The sequence below is a fragment of the Pseudomonas sp. WHRI 8519 genome, from assembly GCF_040224055.2.
Lineage (GTDB): Bacteria > Pseudomonadota > Gammaproteobacteria > Pseudomonadales > Pseudomonadaceae > Aquipseudomonas > Aquipseudomonas putida_X.
Map to the genome: position 1 here is coordinate 2518261 of NZ_CP167996.1, position 21788 is coordinate 2540048.

At 62.6% G+C, this 21788-nt stretch carries 16 protein-coding genes; 8 read left to right on the top strand and 8 right to left on the bottom strand.

Annotated features, from left to right (window positions below; translation table 11 throughout):
* The first annotated feature begins 5 nt into the window (after positions 1–5).
* Together ABRP30_RS11600 and ABRP30_RS11605 are read left to right on the top strand one after the other, a co-directional pair.
* Entirely contained in the window at positions 6–1424 is a 1419-nt protein-coding gene (locus tag ABRP30_RS11600; protein ID WP_349974231.1) for a DNA polymerase Y family protein, read from the top strand.
* Complete coding sequence (locus ABRP30_RS11605) at positions 1421–4501, top strand: error-prone DNA polymerase (protein WP_349974230.1); 3081 nt, start codon at positions 1421–1423, stop codon at positions 4499–4501. Before ABRP30_RS11600 ends, ABRP30_RS11605 begins: the two co-directional genes overlap by 4 nt.
* Before the next feature lie 54 nt (positions 4502–4555).
* On the opposite strand, the gene ABRP30_RS11610 is transcribed toward ABRP30_RS11605, so the two are convergent.
* Together ABRP30_RS11610 and ABRP30_RS11615 are read right to left on the bottom strand one after the other, a co-directional pair.
* On the bottom strand, positions 4556–5377 hold the full coding sequence (locus tag ABRP30_RS11610; RefSeq protein ID WP_267823422.1) for an aldo/keto reductase: 822 nt from the start codon (positions 5375–5377) through the stop codon (positions 4556–4558).
* The gene (locus tag ABRP30_RS11615; protein ID WP_349974229.1) at positions 5365–6270 is read right to left on the bottom strand and encodes a LysR family transcriptional regulator; all 906 of its coding nucleotides are present in this window, start codon (positions 6268–6270) and stop codon (positions 5365–5367) included. The genes ABRP30_RS11610 and ABRP30_RS11615 overlap by 13 nt, the downstream gene beginning before the upstream one ends.
* A gap of 139 nt (positions 6271–6409) precedes the next feature.
* On the opposite strand from ABRP30_RS11615, the gene ABRP30_RS11620 reads away from it, so the two are divergent.
* The 4 genes from ABRP30_RS11620 to ABRP30_RS11635 all read left to right on the top strand — a co-directional run bounded on the left by ABRP30_RS11620 (position 6410) and on the right by ABRP30_RS11635 (position 11249).
* Positions 6410–7108, top strand: coding sequence for a CoA transferase subunit A (locus tag ABRP30_RS11620; protein ID WP_241805764.1), 699 nt, complete (start codon positions 6410–6412; stop codon positions 7106–7108).
* Positions 7109–7143: 35 nt separating this feature from the next.
* Complete coding sequence (locus ABRP30_RS11625; RefSeq protein ID WP_241805763.1) at positions 7144–7800, top strand: CoA transferase subunit B; 657 nt, start codon at positions 7144–7146, stop codon at positions 7798–7800.
* 148 nt (positions 7801–7948) lie between these two features.
* Complete coding sequence (locus ABRP30_RS11630; RefSeq protein ID WP_349974228.1) at positions 7949–9367, top strand: TIGR00366 family protein; 1419 nt, start codon at positions 7949–7951, stop codon at positions 9365–9367.
* 310 nt (positions 9368–9677) lie between these two features.
* Positions 9678–11249 (top strand): TerC family protein, encoded by a 1572-nt coding sequence (locus tag ABRP30_RS11635; protein WP_241805761.1) that lies wholly within the window; start codon positions 9678–9680, stop codon positions 11247–11249.
* Here ABRP30_RS11635 and rarD read toward each other — a convergent pair.
* On the bottom strand, positions 11212–12099 hold the full coding sequence (gene rarD / locus ABRP30_RS11640; protein WP_241805760.1) for an EamA family transporter RarD: 888 nt from the start codon (positions 12097–12099) through the stop codon (positions 11212–11214). The genes ABRP30_RS11635 and rarD overlap by 38 nt on opposite strands.
* A 32-nt stretch (positions 12100–12131) precedes the next feature.
* The gene (locus ABRP30_RS11645; protein WP_267823429.1) at positions 12132–13718 is read right to left on the bottom strand and encodes an EAL domain-containing protein; all 1587 of its coding nucleotides are present in this window, start codon (positions 13716–13718) and stop codon (positions 12132–12134) included.
* 297 nt (positions 13719–14015) lie between these two features.
* Between ABRP30_RS11645 and hppD the strand changes: the two genes are divergently transcribed.
* The gene (hppD, locus tag ABRP30_RS11650) at positions 14016–15092 is read left to right on the top strand and encodes a 4-hydroxyphenylpyruvate dioxygenase (protein WP_241805758.1); all 1077 of its coding nucleotides are present in this window, start codon (positions 14016–14018) and stop codon (positions 15090–15092) included.
* Between the two features lie 16 nt (positions 15093–15108).
* Here hppD and ABRP30_RS11655 read toward each other — a convergent pair whose 3' ends face one another.
* Together ABRP30_RS11655 and ABRP30_RS11660 are read right to left on the bottom strand one after the other, a co-directional pair.
* Positions 15109–15915, bottom strand: coding sequence for a CSS-motif domain-containing protein (locus ABRP30_RS11655; protein ID WP_267823432.1), 807 nt, complete (start codon positions 15913–15915; stop codon positions 15109–15111).
* Between the two features lie 134 nt (positions 15916–16049).
* The gene (locus ABRP30_RS11660; protein WP_267823434.1) at positions 16050–16733 is read right to left on the bottom strand and encodes a type 1 glutamine amidotransferase domain-containing protein; all 684 of its coding nucleotides are present in this window, start codon (positions 16731–16733) and stop codon (positions 16050–16052) included.
* A 278-nt stretch (positions 16734–17011) separates the two neighbouring features.
* Here ABRP30_RS11660 and ABRP30_RS11665 point away from each other — a divergent pair, with 278 nt between their 5' ends.
* Complete coding sequence (locus ABRP30_RS11665) at positions 17012–19000, top strand: ATP-binding protein (protein ID WP_349974226.1); 1989 nt, start codon at positions 17012–17014, stop codon at positions 18998–19000.
* Between the two features lie 5 nt (positions 19001–19005).
* Here the strand turns inward: ABRP30_RS11665 and ABRP30_RS11670 are convergent, their stop codons facing one another.
* Together ABRP30_RS11670 and ABRP30_RS11675 are read right to left on the bottom strand one after the other, a co-directional pair.
* Positions 19006–20619 (bottom strand): response regulator, encoded by a 1614-nt coding sequence (locus ABRP30_RS11670; RefSeq protein WP_267823438.1) that lies wholly within the window; start codon positions 20617–20619, stop codon positions 19006–19008.
* 92 nt (positions 20620–20711) lie between these two features.
* On the bottom strand, positions 20712–21767 hold the full coding sequence (locus tag ABRP30_RS11675; RefSeq protein ID WP_267823440.1) for a tetratricopeptide repeat protein: 1056 nt from the start codon (positions 21765–21767) through the stop codon (positions 20712–20714).
* Between the last annotated feature and the right edge of the window lie 21 nt (positions 21768–21788).

A 21788-nucleotide genomic window follows, 5' to 3' on the forward strand; every position in this document is an offset into this window, starting at 1 on the left:
GCAACATGCTCTGGGCCTGCATCCTACTGCCGCAATTGGCGCTGGACTCGATCCTGCGTGAACGTGATGACGCCGATGCGCCCCTGGTGCTGATCGGCGGGCCGGTACAACGGCGTGTGTTGCAAGCGGTGAACCCTGCTGCGGCAGCGCTCGGTCTGCGTGCTGGGCTAACCCTCACCGCCGCCCGCGCCTTGGCCGACGGTTTCACCTGCGTTGAAGCAGACGCGGCGCGCATCGAGCAACTGCAGCAATTGCTGGCGGCCTGGGCGTACCGCTTCAGTGCCCAGGTCAGCTTGCATTACCCGCGTGCCGTGTTGCTGGAAGTGGGCTCCAGCCTGCAACTGTTTGGCCCATGGCCCGTGTTCGAGGCGCGTCTGCGCGAGGAGCTCGCAGCCCTCGGGCTGCGTCAGCGGATTGTCCTGGCCACCAACCCGGTGGCGGCGCGCATGCTTGCCAATGGTCATGACGGCCTGGCATTGAGCTGCCCGCAAGCAACCCGCGCAGCGCTGGCGCGCATGCCCATTGCGCGGGTGGGGTTGCCACAGGACGCCGCTGAAGCGTTCGCCAGCATGGGGCTGCATCAGCTTGACCAGGTATTGGCCTTGCCGCGTGATGCCCTGGCCAGACGCTTCGGTGCCCAGGTCCAGTTGCACCTGGACCAGTTGCTGGGGCTGCGTACGCTCGGCTTGAGCTTCTATCAGCCGCCGGACCGCTTCGAAACGCGGCTGGAGCTCAACTTCGACGTGGAATCGCACCAGGCGTTGCTGTTCCCGTTGCGGCGCATGCTCAACGACCTGGCCGCCTTCCTGGCCGGGCGAGACTGCGGGGTACAGCGGTTCAGCCTGTACCTGGAGCACGCCGAGGGGCCGGACACGCCACTGCAGGTCGGCCTGCTGGCGGCAGAACGTGATGCGGCAATGCTCTTCGAACTGGCGCGCGGGCGCCTGGAGCCGCTGCGCATCCCGGCACCGGTGCGTAATCTGCGCCTGGTGGCCGATGACTTGCCGGCTTTCGTGCCCCAGCACCACGCGTTGTTCGACCCACGGGCCCAGCAGGCCCAACCCTGGGAGCAACTGCGTGAGCGCTTGCGTGCCCGGCTGGGCGACGACGCGGTCACGGGCCTGCGCGCTGAAGCCGACCACCGCCCCGAATGTGCCTGGCAGGCCGCCGAGTATGGCGGGCAGGGCAGCCTGCCCACCTTGCCCGGGAGCCGCCCAGGCTGGTTGTTGCCCCAGCCACTGGCACTGGACCCCAGCGTTCACAGGTTGCTGGGGCAGGCTGAGCGTATCGAGTCGGGCTGGTGGGATGGCGGTGATGTGCGCCGCGACTATTACCGCATCGAAACGCGTGAAGGCCTGCGCGGCTGGGCCTATCGCGACCTGGCCCAGCCCGGAGCCCTGTGGCTGCAAGGCTGGTTCGCATGAGCGCGCCGGGTTACGCCGAACTGCATTGCCTGTCCAACTTCAGCTTCCAGCGCGGCGCATCCAGCGCCGAAGAACTGCTGCGCCGAGCGCGGGAGCAGGGTTACCAGGCCTTGGCGATTACCGATGAGTGCACCCTGGCCGGCATCGTGCGTGCCTGGCAGGCTGCCAAAGCACAGCAGATACGCTTGATAGTCGGCAGTGAAGTGCGCGTGCAGGATGGCCCGAAGCTGGTGTTGCTGGTCCAGGACCTGGGTGGTTACCAGAACCTGTGCGCCTTGATCACCCGTGCGCGTCGGCGAGCGGAGAAGGGCGACTATCAGTTGTTGCATGACGACTTGCGCGAGCTGCATCAAGGGTTGCTGGCGTTATGGCTTGCCGAGGACTCCAGCGACCTGGCAACCGGTCAATGGTTGCAGGGCATGTTCGGCGAGCGCCTCTGGCTGGGTGTGCACCTGCACCGTGGCAGTGATGACGAGCGCCGCCTGGCCCAGCTGCGTGGCCTGGCCGGGCAACTGGGCATTCGCGCCGTGGCCTGTGGTGACGTACACATGCATGTCCGCGGCCGGCGGGCCTTGCAGGATTGCATGACCGCTATCGGCCAGCGTTGCACCGTCGCCCAGGCAGGGCGGTATCTGTTTGCCAACGGCGAGCGTCACCTGCGCACGCTGGAGCAACTGGCCGAACTCTATCCGGCCGACCTGCTGAGCGAAACGCTCTGCATTGCCGAACGCTGTCAGTTCGACCTGGGCCAATTGCGCTACCAGTACCCGCGTGAGCTGGTGCCCGAGGGGCATACCGCGGCCAGCTGGTTGCGCCAGCTGTGCGAGGGTGGGCTGGCCCACCGCTGGCCGGCGGGGGCGAGCGACAAGGTGCGCGAGGTGCTGGCCAAGGAGCTGGCGCTGATCGCTGAGCTTGGCTACGAAAGCTACTTTTTGACTGTGCACGATATCGTGGCCTTTGCCCGCAGCCAGCACATTCTTTGCCAGGGCCGCGGTTCGGCGGCCAACTCTGTGGTGTGTTTCGTGCTGGGCATCACCGAGCTCGACCCAATGAAGCACCGGCTGCTGTTCGAACGTTTCCTGTCACGCGAGCGCAACGAGCCACCGGACATCGACGTCGACTTCGAGCACGACCGTCGCGAAGAAGTGATCCAGTACGTTTTTCGCCGTTATGGCCGGCACCGCGCAGCGCTCACTGCGGTGGTCAACACCTATCATGCTGCCGGCGCGGTGCGTGATGTCGCCCGTGTGCTGGGGTTGCCTGCCGACCAGGTCGATGCCCTGGCCAAGTGCTGTGGCCGCTGGACCGACCGCATTCCGGACGAGCAACGCCTGGCCGAGGCCGGCTTCGAACCCGGCAGCCCCTCGCTGCGGCGCATTCTGGTGCTGGCCGGGCAGCTGATAGGCTTCCCCCGCCATCTGTCTCAGCATCCAGGCGGTTTCGTCATTTCCGAGCAACCGCTGGACCACCTGGTGCCGGTCGAGAACGCCACCATGGCTGAGCGCACGGTCATCCAGTGGGACAAGGACGATCTGGACATGGTCGGCCTGCTCAAGGTCGATGTGCTCGCCCTGGGTATGCTCAGTGCCTTGCGCCGCTGTTTCGACCTGCTGCAGCAGCACCGGGGGCGGCACCTGACCTTGGCGACGATCCCTCCCGAAGACCCGGCCACCTACGCGATGATCAGCCGCGCCGAGACAATGGGCGTGTTCCAGATCGAATCACGCGCTCAGATGGCCATGCTGCCACGGCTCAAGCCCAGCACCTTCTATGACCTGGTGATCGAAGTCGCGATCGTGCGCCCGGGGCCGATTCAGGGCGACATGGTGCACCCCTACTTGCGTAGGCGTTTGAAGCAGGAGCCGGTGACCTACCCATCGCCCAAGCTCAAGGAAGTCTTCGAGCGTACCTTGGGTGTGCCGCTGTTTCAGGAGCAGGTGATGGAGCTGGCCATGGTGGCCGCAGACTACAGCCCGGGCGAGGCCGACCAGTTACGCCGCAGCATGGCCGCCTGGAAGCGCCATGGCGGCCTGGAACCACACCGCGAACGGCTGGTGCAAGGCATGCTGCGCAACGGCTACGACCTGGCGTTTGCCGAGCGCATATTCGAGCAGATCAAGGGCTTTGGCAGTTATGGCTTCCCGGAGTCGCACGCCGCCAGTTTCGCCTTGCTGTGCTATGCCAGCAGTTGGCTCAAATGCCATGAACCGGCGATTTTCACCTGTGCGCTGGTCAATAGCTGGCCGATGGGCTTCTACAGCCCCGACCAACTGTTGCAGGAGGCACGCCGTCAGGGGATCGAGGTACGGCCGGTGGATGTCGCCCACAGCCACTGGGATTGCACGCTGGAACCGGTTACCGAGGGTGTCCTTGCCATCCGCCTGGGGTTGCGGCAAATCCGCGGTTTCGCCGAAGCCGACGCGCGCCGGCTCGAAGCGGCGCGGGCGCTCAGGCCGTGGCGCGATGTCGAGGACCTGTGCTTGCGTGCCGGCCTCGACAGCAGAGCCCGCGCCCGGCTGGCCGATGCCGGTGCGTTGCGCGCCTTGGCACGTGACCGCTACCAGGCGCGCTGGCAGGTCGCGGCGGTGCAGCCGCAACTGCCCCTGTTCGCCGAGCTTCAGGCAACGCCCGAAGCCGCGGTGGCCTTGCCTGTGCCTAGCGTGGGCGAAGACCTGGTGGCCGACTACGCCACCTTGGGAACCACGCTGGGGCCTCACCCGCTGACCTTGCTGCGCCCGCGTCTGCGGGCGCTGGGCTGTCGCAGCTCGCATGAGTTGGCGGGCGTTGAGCATGGCGATGCAGTCGCCGTGACCGGCCTGGTGGTGGGGCGGCAACGGCCACAGACCGCCAGCGGGGTGACCTTCGTGACCCTTGAGGATGAATTCGGCATGGTCAATGTGGTGGTCTGGCGCGAGCTGGCCGAGCGGCAGCGGCGTGCGCTGGTCGGGTCTCGATTGCTCAAGGTGAATGGCCGCCTGGAACAGCAGGACGGGGTGCGGCACCTGATTGCACGGCGGCTGGAGGATGTCAGCGTGTTGCTGCAGGGGCTGGACGTACGCAGCCGGGACTTTCATTGATTCGACCGGCGAACGGGCTGCACAGCAGCCCCAGTCGCCGTTGTTGCCGAGCTGTCAAACCATTGCCAGGTGCTGCTTGCGTGTGGGCGCCGGGAATGCCCGGTCAATGGCTTGCAAGTCCTCGCTGGTCAAGGTCAAGCCTGCGGCTGCCGCATTCAACCTTACGTGCTCCGGCGACACCGCCTTGGGGATCGCGATGACACCGTCCTCGCGCGTCACCCAGGCCAGGCAGACCTGCGCCGGGGTGGCCCCATGGCGCTCGGCAATCTCCTGCAATAACGGATGCTGCAGCAGCTTGCCGGCCTGGGCCAATGGGCAGTAGGCCATGGTCGGTAGCCCGTGTTGCCGGCTCCAGGGCAGCAGGTCGAACTCGATGCCACGCTGCACGGGGTTGTACAGCACCTGGTTGGTGCCACAGTCAGGGCGGTCCAGCTCGATCAGGTCGTCGACATCGAAGTTGGAAACACCCCAGCGGCGAATCTTGCCCTGTTCGCGCAAGCGTTCGAACGCCTCGACGGTTTCTTCCAGCGGGTACTGGCCGCGCCAGTGCAGCAGGTACAGGTCGATGACATCGGTGCCCAAGCGAGCAAGGCTGCGTTCACAGGCAGCGGGTACGCCGCGCCGGCTGGCATTGTGCGGGTACACCTTGCTGACCAAAAAGACTTGATCGCGCCGCCCGGCGATAGCCTGGCCGACCACTTCTTCGGCGCCACCTTCGGCATACATTTCGGCGGTGTCGATAAGGTTCATACCCAAGTCGATGCCGTGTTGCAGGGCGGCAACCTCAGCAGCCCTGCGTGCCGGGTCTTCGCCCATGTACCAGGTGCCTTGGCCGATGGCCGGCACGTTGCAACCTGCCAGTTTCATGTAACGCATGTCACCTCCGGAATCTGGGTATGGGAAAGCAGTACCTCAAGCAGCGCCTGCGCTGCAGTGGACAGTTTATGGTCGCTCAAGGCGATTACGCCGATCCGCCGTTCGACAGTGGGCTCTACCAGGGTAATGCAACGCGCGCCGAGCTCCTGCATCTGGTTGATGCACAGCGCCGGCACCGCGCTCACGCCCAGCCCACTGGCGACCATGCGGCCAATGGTCGAGAGCTGGTGGCTTTCGAACGCCACCGCCAGCTTGCCATGCAGTGCCGCCACGTTCTGCTCCAGCAGCAGGCGCACGGCCGAAGGGCGCTGCAGGGCGATGAAATCTTCGCCCAGCAACTGCGCCCAGCTGACTTCGGCCAGCTCGGACAACGGGGAGTCGGTGGGCACCACGGCAACGAAACGGTCCAGGTACAGCGGGTGGAAGCGCAGGCCGTCGGTGTTTTCCGGCTCGAAGCCGATGCCCAGTTCGACGCGGCGGTGGCGCACCAGTTCCAGAACCTGCTCGTTGATCACATCGTGCACCGTGACGTTGACCTTAGGGTAACGCTGGCGAAACACCTTGAGTGAGTGGGGCAGCAGGTTGCCGGCAAACGCCGGCATGGCCGCCACCGACACCCGCCCCAATTGCAGGGTGAACCGCTGGCGCAGCATCTCCTCGGTGTCGTCCCAGTCGGCCAGCAGGCGCCGGGCCAGTGGCAGCAGGACCTCACCTTCGGCGGTCAGGCTGACGCTGCGCGTGGTTCGGGTGAGCAGGGCGCCACCCAGGTTCTCCTCCAGTGCCTTGATGGTAAGGCTCAGCGCCGGTTGCGAGACATGCAGGTGTTCGCCGGCCTGGGCAAAACTCTGGTACTTGGCCACGGCGACGAAGGCGCGCAGTTGCTTGACGTTCATGGCGGGCTCACAGGCTGTTTTGAAAAAGTTATCAATCGATGACGAAAACAAAATTAACAAATCAGTCGCCAGCGGTGAAGATGCCTGCACACGCTCACCGACAGCCTCGTCGGTCAACAACTACAAAAGGCGGATCAGCATGGCCGGACTGGACAAGCGCGTAGCAACCTATGAACAGGCCCTCGAAGGCCTGACCGACGACATGACGGTACTGGCCGGCGGCTTCGGCCTGTGCGGCATCCCGGAAAACCTCATTGCCGAAATCAAGCGCCGTGGCGTCAAGGGCCTCACCGTGGTTTCCAACAACTGCGGCGTCGACGGCTTTGGCCTGGGCGTACTGCTGGAAGAGCGGCAGATCCGCAAGATGATTGCCTCCTACGTCGGCGAGAATGCCGAATTCGAGCGCCAGTTGCTCAGTGGCGAGCTGGAAGTGGAACTGACCCCGCAAGGCACCCTGGCCGAAAAAATGCGCGCTGGCGGCGCCGGCATCCCGGCCTTCTTCACCGCAACCGGCTACGGCACGCCAGTTGCCGAGGGCAAGGAAGTGCGCGAGTTCAAGGGCCGCAACTACATCCTGGAAGAATCGATCACCGGTGACTTCGCCATCGTCAAAGGCTGGAAGGCCGACCACTACGGCAACGTGGTCTACCGCAACACCGCGCAAAACTTCAACCCGCTGGCCGCCACCGCCGGCAAGATCACCGTGGTCGAAGTCGAAGAAATCGTCGAGCCAGGCGTGCTGCTGCCCAGCGAGATCCATACCCCTGGCATCTTCGTCGACCGGGTCATCGTCGGCACCTTCGAAAAACGCATCGAAAAGCGCACCGTCAAGGCCTGAGCGCCGTCCTCCAGAACAATAAAGAGACTTTCACCATGGCACTGACCCGCGAACAGATGGCACAACGCGTCGCACGCGAACTGCAGGACGGCTTCTACGTCAACCTCGGCATCGGCATCCCCACCCTGGTGGCCAACTACGTCCCTGCTGACATGGATGTGATGCTGCAGTCGGAAAATGGCCTGCTGGGGATGGGCGAATTCCCTACCGAGAGCACGATCGACGCCGACATGATCAATGCCGGCAAGCAGACCGTCACCGCCCGTCGCGGCGCCTCGATCTTCGATTCGGCACAATCGTTCGCCATGATCCGTGGCGGCCATGTCGACCTCACTGTGCTCGGCGCCTTCGAAGTGGATGTCGAGGGCAATATCGCCTCGTGGATGATCCCGGGCAAGCTGGTCAAGGGTATGGGCGGCGCGATGGACCTGGTCGCCGGGGCCGAGAACATCATCGTCACCATGACTCACGCCTCGAAAGACGGCGAATCCAAGCTGCTGCCACGCTGCAGCCTGCCGCTGACCGGCGCCGGCTGCATCCGCAAGGTGCTCACTGACCTGGCCTACCTGGAGATCGAAAACGGTGCCTTCATCCTGCGCGAAACCGCACCGGGGGTGAGCGTCGAAGAAATCGTCGCGAAAACCGCCGGCAAGCTGATCGTGCCGGATGATGTGAAGGAAATGTCTTTCTGATACACCTGCCCAGCCCTGTGGCAGTGGCGGCAACGGCGAATGCGGTGGTGAATGCACCAACGCTTTCGCCGGTGGCGCTGCTGCCACAGGGTTTTGTGCGTTGTGCCTGAAACGTTACACCCCATAAAACCAATAAAAGGAAGTTGCCGTGGCCGCTGAAATCCAAGACAGCCGCTCCGCCCGATTTGCCCTGCGGTGCTCCAACTGGGCCGAGCGCTGGTTCCCCGATTCCTGGGTGTTCGCTGCCCTGGCAGTGGTGCTGGTATGCCTTGGCGCCATGGCCATGGGCGCCAAACCTACCGATACCGCCAAGGCCTTTGGCGATGGCTTCTGGAGCTTGATCCCGTTCACCATGCAAATGGCCTTCGTGGTCATCGGCGGCTATGTGGTGGCCAGCTCGCCCCCGGCCGCTCGGCTGATCGATCGCCTGGCGCGGGTGCCGAAGAACGGCCGTTCGGCGGTGTGCTGGGTGGCGCTGATCTCGATGCTGGCATCCTTGCTCAACTGGGGCCTGTCCCTGGTGTTCGGTGGCCTGCTGGTGCGCGCGCTGGCACGGCGCGGTGACCTGAAGATGGACTACCGCGCCGCCGGTGCTGCTGCGTACCTTGGCCTGGGGGCCGTCTGGGCCCTGGGGCTGTCATCTTCAGCGGCGCAGTTGCAGGCCAACCCGGCCAGCCTGCCGCCGTCCATTTTGTCGATAACCGGCGTGATCCCATTCACCGAGACCATCTTCCTCTGGCAGTCCGGGGTATTGCTGGCCGCGCTGGTCATCGTCTCGTTGGTGATCGCCTACGCCACCGCACCTGGCCCGAACAGTGCGCGCAGTGCCGAAGAGTGCGGCGTCGACCCCAGCTTCACCGCACCGCCCGCACCCCAGCGCACGCGCCCGGGTGAATGGCTGGAATACAGCCCGATCCTGATCCTGCTGATGGTGGCGCTGGCTGGTGGTTGGCTGTACCAAGAGTTCGCCACCAAGCCTGCCATTACCGCAATCTCCGGGCTCAATACCTACAACCTGCTGTTCATCATGCTTGGCGCCTTGCTGCACTGGCGCCCCCGCAGCTTCCTGGACGCCGTGGCGCGTGCGGTGCCGACCACCACCGGGGTGTTGATCCAGTTTCCGCTGTACGGCTCGATCGCCGCCATCCTCACCCAGGTGAAGGGAGTCGACGAGCAGACCCTGGCCCACCACATCTCGTTGTTCTTCACCCAGATCGCCACCCATGACACCTATGCCGTGCTCATGGGCGTGTACTCGGCGGTGCTGGGGTTCTTCATCCCCTCGGGGGGTGGCAAGTGGATCATCGAAGCGCCCTACGTCATGTTGGTGGCCAATGACCTGCAGTACCACCTGGGCTGGGCAGTGCAGATCTACAACGCCGCCGAGGCACTGCCGAACCTGATCAACCCGTTTTACATGCTGCCGCTGCTCGGGGTGCTGGGCCTGAAAGCGCGTGACCTGATCGGCTTTTCGTTCGTGCAACTGCTGGTGCACGTGCCGCTGGTGCTGGTGTTGCTCTGGGCGTTGGGGACGACCTTGCAGTATGTCCCGCCGGTGATGCCTTGAGCTGAACTGGCGTCAACGGGCGGTTGAACAAACCTTATGCAGGAGTAACACGTAGTGGGGATGGGCGTCAGAGGTATGCTATGCCGCCCATTTCCTCGAGATGTTGGTAGTGCGTACGCGGCCATTGCCAAATCGCGTACAGGTTTTGTAATAGTTTGGCGCTATCAGAATGATATTTCGCTCTTGTAGGATTATTTTCCCTATCTTCTATCCAGGTCCCCATGAGCACCTTCGCGGAACCCCCCAGTTTTCGGCCGTCCTGGCCATCCTTCACCCGTCTTCGTGACGCTTCTTTCTTGAGTACCCGCTAATGGAATGGCTAGCCGACCCCACGGCCTGGCTGGGCCTGTTGACGCTTATCGTCCTCGAACTGGTGCTGGGTATCGACAACCTGGTGTTCATCGCCATCCTGGCCGACAAACTGCCGCCGCATCAGCGCGATCGCGCGCGGGTGATCGGTCTGAGCCTGGCGCTGATCATGCGCCTGGGCCTGCTGGCCAGTATCTCGTGGATGGTTACCCTGACCGCGCCGTTGTTCGAGGTGTTCGGCAAGAGCTTCTCCGGCCGTGACCTGATCATGCTGTTCGGCGGTGTGTTCCTGCTGTTCAAGGCCACCATGGAGTTGCATGAACGCCTCGAAGGCCATGTCACCCAAGCCAGTGGCGCGGTGCGCCATGCCGCGTTCTGGCCCATCGTGGCGCAGATCGTGGTGCTCGACGCCGTATTCTCGCTCGACGCGGTGATTACTGCAGTGGGTATGGTCGAACACCTGTCGGTGATGATGATCGCGGTGATCTTCTCGATCGGCATCATGATCGTCGCCAGCAAGCCGCTGACCCGCTTCGTCAACGCCCACCCGACGGTCATCATGCTGTGCCTGGGCTTCTTGATGATGATCGGCTTCAGCCTGACCGCCGAAGGCCTGGGCTTCCATATCCCCAAAGGCTATCTGTATGCGGCCATTGGTTTCTCGATCCTGATCGAGCTGTTCAACCAGCTGGCGCGTGCTCGCCGCAAGCGAAGCCTGCAGCAGCACCGGCCACTGCGTGAGCGTACCGCCCACGCCGTGCTGCGCCTGCTCGGCGGGCGCAGGGTGGAGGCTGACGAGGTCGGTGAGGAGATCGCTGACCTGGTCGCGGGCGGTGAGGAACATGTGCTGTTCGACCGCCGTGAACGGGTGATGATCAGTGGTGTGCTGAACCTGGCCGAGCGGCCGATCCGCACGGTGATGACTGCCCGTACCGAAGTCGACGTCCTCGACCTGGCGCAGCCTGCGGCGACGATTACCGAGGCGTTGGCCAACTCACCTTACTCGCGCCTGCCGCTGATCCGTGACGGCCGCATCGACGAGCCGCTGGGCTTTGTGCACAAGAAAGAACTGCTCAAAGAGCTGCTCTCTGGCAACCAGCCAGACCTTGAGCGCATGGCCCGGGCGCCGTTGAACCTGCTGGAAAGCTTCAGCATCCTCAACGCGCTGGAGCAGATGCGCAGCCAGTCGACGCACATCGCCTTCGTGGTGAACGAATTCGGTGACTTCACCGGCCTGCTGACCATGACCGACATTCTCGAGTCGATCGCCGGTGAGCTGCCGGATGCCAGTGAGGTGGAAGGCCCGGCGATCGTCGAAGACGCTGATGGCTTCGTCGTCAGCGGCGCGCTGAACCTCAGCCAGGTGCAGGCGCGCACCGGCTTCAGCGCGCGTGCGACCGAAGATTACCAGACCCTTGCCGGCCTGGTGATGAGCCTGCTCGACCGCCTGCCGGTGGTCGGTGACCACCTGGCCTGGAACGGCTGGAGCATGACGGTGGTGGCGGTGGAAGAACGGCGGGTGCGCCAGGTGCGCCTTAAACCGAACGGCGACGTTGGCGCAGCAGGTGCTTGAAACCCTCAAGCACCAGCACCAGGACCGCGGCCCAGATCGGCAGGTAAGTCAGCCACTGATCCGGGCCGATCGTCTCGCCCAGCAGCAGCGCTACGCCCACCAGCAGCACCGGTTCGACATAGCTGAGCAGGCCGAACAGGCTGAACGGCAGCAGTCGGCTGGCCAGCACATAGGCGATCAGGGCTGAGGCACTGATCGCGCCAAGCAGTGGAATCAGACCGTACAGGCCAGGATGCGCAACCAGGTCAGCACTGGACAGCGGGCCTTGGCTGACGAAGTACAGGGCCCAGGGCAGCAACAGGCACATGTCGCACCACAAGCCGCCCAGGTGGTCGGTGCGGCAGCGCCGGCGCAGCACGAAGTAGACGGGGTAGCCGATCATCACCAGCATGGTTTCCCAGGCGAAGCTGCCGTGCTGGTAAAGCTCGTGCGCCACGCCCAGCGCAGCGCAGGCCACCGCCACTTTTTGCAGTCGTGACAGGCGCTCGCCGTACACCAGGCGGCCCGTCAGCACCATCGCCAGCGGCAGCAGGAAGTAGCCCATCGACACCTCAAGGCTACGCCCGTGCAGGGGCGCCCAGAGGAACAGCCACAGTTGCACGCCCATCAGCCATGAGGTGCCCACCATGCCCAGCAGCAGCGCTGGGGTCTGGCGCACGCGCGCGAGCAAGTCACCGACCCGTTTCCAGTCTTTGCTGGCCAGCATGAACAGTGTCAGGCAGGGCAGCGTCAGCAGCGTGCGCCAGCCAAAGATTTCTTCGCCATCGAGCGGAGTGAGCAGGGAGGTATAGAAGTACATCACGGCGAACAGGCAGGAGGCCATGACCGAACAGAGAATGCCTTTTGACACGAATGCCTCGAATAGCGGGGTGGGCGGTGGGATCAGCCGCGCATGATCTCAGGGGCCGCGTCATGCGGCAACCGCGGCACGCCTGGTCGCGTGGCCAGTGCCTGGAGAAATTGCGCTGCCGGCATTGGCCTGGCGAACAGATAGCCCTGCTGAAAGTCCACGTCATACCGGGCCAGATAATCGCGCTGCACTTCGGTTTCCACGCCTTCGGCAACGATGCCCAGGCCCAGCTTCCCCGACAGTTCGATGATGCTGTCGAGGATATGCTGTGACAGCGCATCACCGCCGATCATTGCCACGAAGCTCTGGTCGATCTTCAGGTAGTCGACCTTGAACTGGCGCAGGTAATTGAGGCTGGACTGGCCAGTGCCGAAGTCGTCCAGTGCGATCATCACGCCCATCTCATGGAGCTGTTCGAACAGTTCGAGGGTCACTGCGCTGGCCTCGATCAGTTTGCGCTCAGTCAGCTCCAGCGTCAGCACCACCCGCCCGGGGGGGAAGTGTTCGAGGAACGTGCGGCAGTCGTCGATCAGGGCCAGGTCACGGCAGTGATCGGCCGTGATGTTGATGCCGATGTGGAAGCCGTCTTCCAGCAATGCTGCGTAAGGCGCCAGGCTTTGTGCGGTGTGCTGCATCAGAGCTCGGGTCATGTCGACGATCTGGCCGCTGTGTTCGGCATAGGGAATGAACAGGTCGGGGCGCACCAGGCCTTCTTGCGGGTGGTCCCAGCGCATCAGCACTTCGGCGCCAGCCCAGCGATAGTCGCCCTTGCGCACCACCGGCTGGAAAAACGGCAGGAACTCGTCGGCTTCCAGCGCGCGGCGCAGTTCGGCGCGGGGGGAATTGGCGCGGCGGATTTGCCAGCGGCAGGTGCAACCGGCTGCGACACCGAGCAACAGCAGCAAGCTGAGCAGTGCCGGGTAGCGGCTGCGCAGCAATTCGCTGCGTTTGTCGGCGGTGTAACCGCCGTGGACGCTGAAAGGGTAGTGCGTCGACCCGAGTGTCACGTCGCCAATGGCTGCAGGGGGTGGCAGGCCTTGATGCACCACGCCATCCTTGCCCATCCACGCCGTGCCGACACGCAAGTGCAGTGCCTCGCTGGGGCCGATAAGGCGCAGCGCGGTCAGCAAATGGTCGCCATCGACGGTGGTGATGGCGCCTCGGTCGCCGTCACTGGCCCGATACACCAGCAATGGGTGCCCCGGTGTCACGGAGTTGCCGTCCATCAGCCACAGCTTTCCATCGCTGTAGTCGCGGGGGTCCACCGGCTCGTCGAATTCGCCGAACAGCGAGGTGCAGTACAGCGTGTCTTGCCGGAACAGGTTGGTCGAGCGCACGAAAGCGTTGCGCGTCACCTCTTTACGCAAGGCCAGTTCGGCTTGCGCGCACGGGCTGCCCGCCAATGGCAGCAGCGTCTGAGCGGCACCGGAAAGGCTGTCGAGAATATGCTCGACCTGTTCGACCACTTGCCGTGTGGTGGCCTGGCTGCTGGCGCGCAGTTCGCGCTCGATTTGCCAGTGCATCACGATCAGGCCGAACGCCAGGGGCAAGATGCCAACGCCCCAAGGGAGGAGGGTGCGCCAGCTCCAGCGGGCGGGTCTTTTACTGCGCAGGGGCATGTTGGCGTAATCTTGACTTGAAATGACTGAGGATAGCCGTTTGTCGTCGCAGCCGGAGAACAAATGCGCGACAAAGAAATTTACGCACTGTAGAATCGGTTTACGATTACAACAATAAGGTCTTTCATCACTGAAGGATCATCCCCACCGAGAATGGGAATATATGACAAACCAAGGGTTCAAGCTGATCATTGGTGACTTCCTCGCCAGAAGCGTGCGCGGCATCCCCTGCTCGCCGCCATTTTCGTACCACATCCCCGGCACACAATAATTTTCGCTGCAGATGAGGACACGAACATGGCTGATATCTTCGACAACCCTATGGGCCTGATGGGCTTTGAATTCATTGAACTGGCGTCGCCAACCCCAGGCGTTCTTGAGCCCGTCTTCCAGATGCTCGGTTTCACCAAGGTCGCCACACACCGCTCCAAGGACGTGCACCTGTATCGGCAAGGTGGCATCAACCTGATTCTCAACAATGAGCCGAAAAGCATCGCCTCCTACTTTGCAGCCGAGCATGGGCCGTCAGTGTGTGGCATGGCGTTCCGCGTGCGCAACGCTCATGAAGCCTACGCCCGTGCCCTGGAATTGGGCGCCCAGCCCGTCGAGATCGAAACCGGCCCGATGGAACTGCGCCTGCCGGCGATCAAAGGCATCGGCGGCGCCCCCCTGTACCTGATCGACCGCTTCGAAGAAGGCAGCTCGATCTATGACATCGACTTCAACTTCATCGAAGGCGTGGACCGCAATCCGGCCGGCGCAGGGCTGAAGATCATCGATCACCTGACTCACAACGTGTATCGCGGCCGCATGGCTTACTGGGCCGGCTTCTATGAAAAGCTCTTCAACTTCCGCGAAATCCGCTACTTCGACATCAAGGGCGAGTACACCGGCCTGACCTCCAAGGCCATGACCGCTCCGGATGGCATGATCCGCATCCCGCTCAATGAGGAGTCGTCCAAAGGGGCGGGGCAGATCGAAGAGTTCCTGATGCAGTTCAACGGTGAGGGCATCCAGCATGTCGCCTTCCTTACCGATGACCTGCTCAAGACCTGGGATGCACTCAAGGGCTACGGCATGCGCTTCATGACTGCACCGCCGCAGACCTATTACGAAATGCTCGAGGAGCGCCTGCCAGGGCACGGTGAGCCGGTTGACCAACTGCAGGCTCGCGGCATTCTGCTCGACGGCGCCTCCGAGGCCGGCGACAAGCGCCTGCTGCTGCAGATCTTCTCTGAAACCCTGCTCGGGCCGGTGTTCTTCGAGTTCATCCAGCGCAAAGGTGATGACGGGTTTGGCGAAGGCAACTTCAAGGCACTGTTCGAGTCGATCGAGCGCGACCAGGTTCGCCGGGGCGTGCTCGACGTTCAATAACTGAACTGTACCGCCGTCACTTTTTTGGGGCGGCGGTACGTTCCGCTTTACGCCACTGCCTGAACAGCCCCCAGTAGACGATCGACCCTGTAATGATGCCGATCAACGTAAGCGATGGCAGCATCTGCATCAGCATATGGCGCCTTTCATCAGCGGCAAAGCCGTCCGGGTAGCCGACTTTCACGGTGTAGCCGTACTTGTCCGATTTCCCGGTCATTGAAAACTCGGACTGCGAGGGGCGGGCAGGGTCCCGGCTGTCGCCATCGGCCCAGATGTAAAAATCCCCGAACTCCAGGAGCAGCACCAGCCCGGTTTGAAATGCGCGCAGTTCGTTGCGCAGTTCCAAGCCGGAGGTCGATGCGATCACACTCAGATTTTCATCACGAAGCTGGTAGGCCACAAGCACTTCATTGGGCGCTGCGGGCGAGTCGAAGATCAGTTGCACCGGAGCCTCAAGGTCAGGCGAAAACCGGTTTTGTGCACTCGGCGGAACCAGCGTGTCACAGTACGTACGGCCATCGACAGCCAATGCCAGCGCTCGCAGGTATCGAACATCCTGAATTTGTTTCAGCAAGTGCGTCCTGGCTGTCTCGCAAGCACTGCCCGCCAGTGGCATTGCCGCCAAGGCCGCGTCGTGCAAGCGGTTGAGGGACAGATCAATGGAAAAAATGGCTTCCTTCAACGATACGCGAGCCGTCTCTTTGAGCTTGTTATCGTGCTGGTAGATCATCACCATCAAGCCTGACGCAACGGGTATCAAACTGATCGCCAGTGTCAGCAGCAGCGCCATCATGCTGCGACCGAGAACCTTGAATTTCGACATAGGACTGCAGCCCTCCTGGTTCGAATTGTCCGAGATGGACAATTGACCGGAGAGCCTATTTTTTCTGCGTAGTCGCCACTGTAATCCCCAACCGTGTTTGAGTGAGGATTCGCGCGGTTGGCGCGTAAGAATGATTACGGCTTGAGCGCCTGGAGCACTTTCTCTGCCAGTGAATGCGTCGAGGCGGGGTTTTGCCCTGTGATCAGGCGGCCATCACAGACCACGAAGGGCTTCCAGGGATCATCATGTTTGCTGTAACTGCCCCCTCGTGCGACCAGTTCGTTTTCGGTGAGGAAAGGCACCACCTCCTCAAGCTCGGCAAGCTTTTCTTCGGTATTGGAGAATCCGGTGACCTGTCGGTCCTTGAGCAGCAACTTGTTGTCACTGAGCTTGATGTTCAGCAGCCCTGCGACGCCATGGCACACGGCGGCCACCACGCCGTCGTTCTCGTAGATCCTGCGCGCCAGCGCCTGCAATTGCGGGTCGTCAGGGAAGTCCCACATCACACCATGGCCGCCGGTGTAATACATGGCACAGTATTCCTCTGCCATGACCTGGCCGGGGCTTAGCGTGGTGCCCAGGCGGTTCATGAATGCCTTGTCGGTGTAGTAGCGCCAATCCAGCTCGGGGGCCATCTGCAAGCTGTGCGGATCGATTGGCACGTATCCGCCGCCAGGGCTAACGTAGTCCACTGGATGACCTGCTTGCTCGACCGCGTCTACAAAATGCACAGCTTCACCCAGCCATAAACCGGTTGCGCGATTCAGGGTCGGATATTTGGCGGTATTGGTCAGTACCACCAGAATTTTCTTGCTCATCACGGCACTCCTGCCTGTAATCGAACGGGGAAGCCAGCACATGGCGCGGGAAGCCAATAAAGCATAGCTGGCGTTGGAAACACTGGCGGTGCATCGCTGTCAAAATCCCTGCAACCCGCATACGGCCTATTGCAGCGCTTGACCATGGAGTCGATGATGCAGGAGCACGTCCTTGAACCTTGAGCAACGGTGGAACCCACGTTTTGGCCGATAACAGTACACCTTGCGATATCTCTGCCCGTGGCGTGGCATCGTCTGCCCCACAGTCGACGGCTGGCATGCGAGAGAAAATCGTGGAGTTCGACTGGCGGGATACGGACCTAGGGCCTTTGCCGCACTGGGATGCCACCTTGCGCATTGCGATCGACATGATGCTGACATGGTCATTTCCCAGTGCCGTGGTCTGGGGGCCGAACCTGAACGTTGTCCATAACGATGCTTATGTGGCGCTGATCGGTGACCGGGACCAGGCGCTGGGCATGCGTTTCGATGCGTTGTGGAAGAACGTCTGGGGCGATATCGGCCCATGGGTGTTCAAGGCGCTGGGAGGTACTACCAGTTTTGTCGAGGATCAGCCTCATCAGATCACCTGCACAAAGATGGGAGCCGAGGGGTGGTTCGTGTTCAGCTATGCGCCGATTCGTGACGAGCAATATGAAGTAGTCGGCATGCTGCATACGGTGATCCCGAGCTCTGCCAGCGCTGCAGTGCATGACAGGTGGCGCGAACAGGCGCAGTCATTCGAGCGGCAGATAGCGCGATACATTGCTGACCGCGATTACATCTGGCGTCTGTCACGTGATGTCATGATCACGGTGAGCCTGGACCTCATGATGATCGGGGCAAACCCGGCCTGGCATCGCGCCCTGGGCTGGAGCGAGCTTCAGATACAGGGCATGTCGATCCTGGACCTGGTTCATCCGGCCGACAGGGAAGAAGTCGAGGCAGCTGCAATCGATTTCGTCAACGGCACAGGGCCTGCAGAGCTTGAAACACGCGTGCGTCATGTCGACGGGCATTACCGCTGGTTCCACTGGAGTGGCAGCTTCGACGGTTCGGTGCTGACTGCCGTGGGGCGGGACATTACAGCCGACCGTGAAGAGGCCATGCGCCAGTCCCAGATACTGTTGCGCAATACCCAAAGGCTGGAGGCTGTCGGTCAAGTGGCTGGCGGCATGGCCCACGAGATGAACAACCTGTTGTCAGGTATCAGCGGCAGCCTGGAATTGTTGCAACGGCGTCTGACCCAAGGCCGGACGGAGGCCATCGAAGGCTACGTCGAGATGGCGCGCGATTCGGTGCAGCGCGCCATGAGCCTTACCCACCGCCTGCTGGCGTTCTCCCGCCATCAGCCCCTGGCCCCGGCACCTTTGAACGTGAATGCCCACCTGACCACCCTGGAGCCGATGTTGCGCCATGTGCTTGGGGCTGAGGTGTCTCTGTCGTGGCAAATGGATGTCGAGCCATGGACCGTGTGCCTGGATGCCGGCCAACTGGAAACCACCCTGATCAATCTGTGCGCCAATGCTCGCGAAGCCTGCCTGGGCCGGGGCAATGTTGCGATTCGCACGATCAACACACGGTTGGCCTCGGCGTTTCCTGAAGAAGGAGGCCTCCCGCCGGGGGACTACCTGGGGCTGCAGGTGATCGACGATGGCCACGGCATGCCGGCCGAAGATGTGGCCAGGGCCTTTGAGCCGTTCTTTACCAGCAAACCGATTGGGCGTGGCTCTGGGATGGGGCTGGCGATGGTGCATGGCTTCGTCGGGCAATCAGGCGGTTACGTGTGGATCGAATCGTCACCTGACCAAGGTACGAAAGTCTGCATGCTGTTCCCGCGAAGCCTGGAAGCGATACCGCAAGCCCCTGCTGTGCCAGTACCGCAGGCGTCACGGGCAAGCGGGCAGCGGGTGTTGTTGGTCGACGACGAGCACAGCCTGCGTGCAGTCATGGCCGAGTATCTGCGCGAGCGGGGTTTTACCGTCAGTGATGTGACAGACGCCAATTCCGCGCTGGAGTGTTTTCGTCATAAGGGCCCGTACGAACTGGTCATCACCGATATCGGGCTGCCTGAAGGCTTCAGTGGTCGCCAGATGGCCAGAGCCATGCGCGCCATTACCCCTGACCAGAAGATACTGTTCATTACCGGCTATGTGGATCAGCCGCTGGAGCCGCACATACTGGACGTGCCAGGCACGGCGCTGTTGATCAAGCCCTTCGAATTGTCGACCTTGGCCAACCAGGCGCTGTTGTTGCTGGACGACTGAGGCCCTCAGGCCTCACCGAAAATCTGTTTCACTCGGGCATGCAATTGTGCCAGTTCGAAGGGTTTGCACATCAGTTGCATGCCTGCGCCGAGAAAACCCTCCCGTGCCATTGCCGTTTCGGTGTAGCCAGTGATGAACAATATGGGCAGATGCGGGTGCAAGGTACGGGCGATTTCTGCCAATTGCCGGCCGTTCATGCCTGGCAGGCCGACGTCACTGACCAGCAGGTCGATCGCCTCGGAAGAGCGCAGTATTTGCAGGGCCTCACTGGCATTGCCGGCACTGCGGCACGGGAAGCCCTGCTCCTGAAGGGTCTGGCACAAAAGCTGTCGCACATCCGGGTCATCCTCGACCACCAGTACCGTGCGGCCGTTACGCCGTGGAGGAGGAGGCGCTGCGGGTGCCTGCGCTTGTTCCTGCTCCAGGTGGCGCGGCAGATAAAGGTCCACACGGCAGCCCTGGCCAATCTGGCTATGCAGTACCACATGCCCATGGGATTGCTTGCTGAAGCCGTAGACCATCGACAGGCCCAGGCCGATACCTTGGCCCACCGGCTTGGTGCTGAAGAACGGCTCGAAGGCATGTTCGAGTGTGCTCTGCGACATGCCTTGGCCTTCGTCGGTGACGCTCAGGCAGGTATAGTCGCCCGCCGCCAGGCTGCCATCGGCGAACGGTTGCGCGGTGACCTTTCGATTGCTGGCTTCGACAAATACCGTGCCGCCGTTGGGCATCGCCTCGCAGGCGTTGTGCAGCAAGTTGTCCAGCGCTTCTTGCAATTGTGTGTCGTCGCCGGCCACCGGCCAGGTGTCTTCCGGTACTGTCAGTTGCAGTTTCACGCCCGGTTGCAGCACGGCCTCCAGCCGCTGCGGCTGCAGCAGTGCCCGAAGGTCGATGCGACGGCTATGCAGCGACTGCCGGGAGGAAAACGCCAACAGACGATGAGTGAGACGTGCTGCGCGTGAAACGGCCTCCTGCCCCCTGTGCAACAGGCTTTCAAGCCCCTTGGTGCTGCCCTGTTTCACCCGCCTGTCGATCAGTTCGAAACTGCCCCCGATGCTGGTCAGCAAGTTATTGAAATCGTGTGCCACACCGCCGGCCAATTGCCCGATGGCGTCCATCTTGCGGGTCTGGTGCCGCGCTTGCTCGGCGCTCTGCAGTGCCTCGCTTTGCGCTTCCAGGCGTTGCTCCAGGTCCAGTAACTGGTCGCGCGCCAGATACTGGCGGCGACGGTGACGCAGCGCCACCTTGATCAGCGCCAGTAGCTGTTCATTTTCGAACGGAACGGCCAGCAGGGTCAGGTTGCCCAGTGGATGGTCGGCGGGCGTGCAGGGGCTGGTTGAGTTCTGCGGGCTTTGCGTGAGCATTACGATGGGCAGGTCCGACCAGGGCGGTTGATGGTCGATGAAAGCCTGCAACAGGCCGCTTTGGCTGCCGTTGAGCATGTGTTCGTCGATGACCACCAAGCCCGCGCCACTGCCCAGCCCATCTTGCAGGTGGGTCATGTCACGCGAACACAGGCACTCGATGCCAGCGCTCGTCAGAAACGTCGAGGCGTGCGTGGCAAGTTGCCTGGGTGCCAGAATCAAGGCACGTTCGTCCAGCGACAGCGACCTGGCCAATGCGATTCTCCTTGGGGGCTGCCATGTCTGGCCAAGCCGTGAGTGGTCCGATACCCACTGGACCACAGGCAATCGCTTGGGGTTCAACGCATCTAGAGCCCTTGTTGCAGAAATGGATCGTCCGGGTTCTGCCGCTCCAGTTCGGCAAGCAGCACCTGGACGTTCTGCAACTGCCCTGTTTCTTTCCAGTATTGAATCAGCAACACCCGCGCCCGGCGATTGGCCGGTTGCCGGTTGAGCAGCGTCTCAAGCTGCTTTTGCGCTGCATCGGACTGTTCCAGGTCGTGCAGGGTCACTGCCAGGTTATAGCGATAGTCGGCATTGTCCGGCTCCAGTTCGACTGCGCGGGACAACGCGAGCAGGGCGAACTCGCGCTGGCCATGGCGGATCAGCCAGCGGCCCAGTTCGTGTTGCAGGAAGGCCGAATCCGGACGCAGCGCCAGTGCCTGGGCCAGTACCTGCCGGGACTGGTCATGCTGGCCTTGACGTTCGAGCAAGCGGACCTGGGTCGCCAGGGCCTCGAGGTTGTCGGGGTTGGACGCCAGGCTGCGTTGCAGGGCGGACGCGGCCCCGTTGTAGTCATTTTCGTGCAGGTACAGGCGTGCCAGGTGGACCTGGGCCGCAGCATCCTGGGGCTGCTGCTCCAACGTTTGCTGATACTGCTCCAGCGCCGCCTGCAGTGGGCCGAAGTACAGGCCTATGGCGTCGGGGTCCAGGCCAAGCAAGGCATCGACGGCGGCAAAGCGAACGCTTTGCTCGGCATCATCGAGCAGTGGGCCAAGCACCAGGCTGCGTTGTGCGGCAGGCAGCAGGCGGCGGATGCTGGCGATCGCTGCACGACGAACCAAGGGCTCATCGTTTTCCAGGTCCATGCGGGCCAGTTTCAGCGCTTGTGGCGAGGGGTAATTGGGCAGCTCGGCATACAGGGCGGCGCGACGGATCGGCGCCAGGTCGGTGCGTTGCAGTTGCTGGTAGAGCACGCGGGCGGCGCCCGGTAGGCCATCATGCGCCTGGCGCAGGGCTTTGGCGTAGCTGTGCGGCGGTAATGTCGGTTGTGCTGGCGGGGTATCCCGGCGCAGGTAAGCGATGCCGACTGATACCAGAATCAGCAGAAACACAGCGATCAGGTAGCGGCGGCGTGTGGACATCGGAAGGGGCCATGGCGGAAG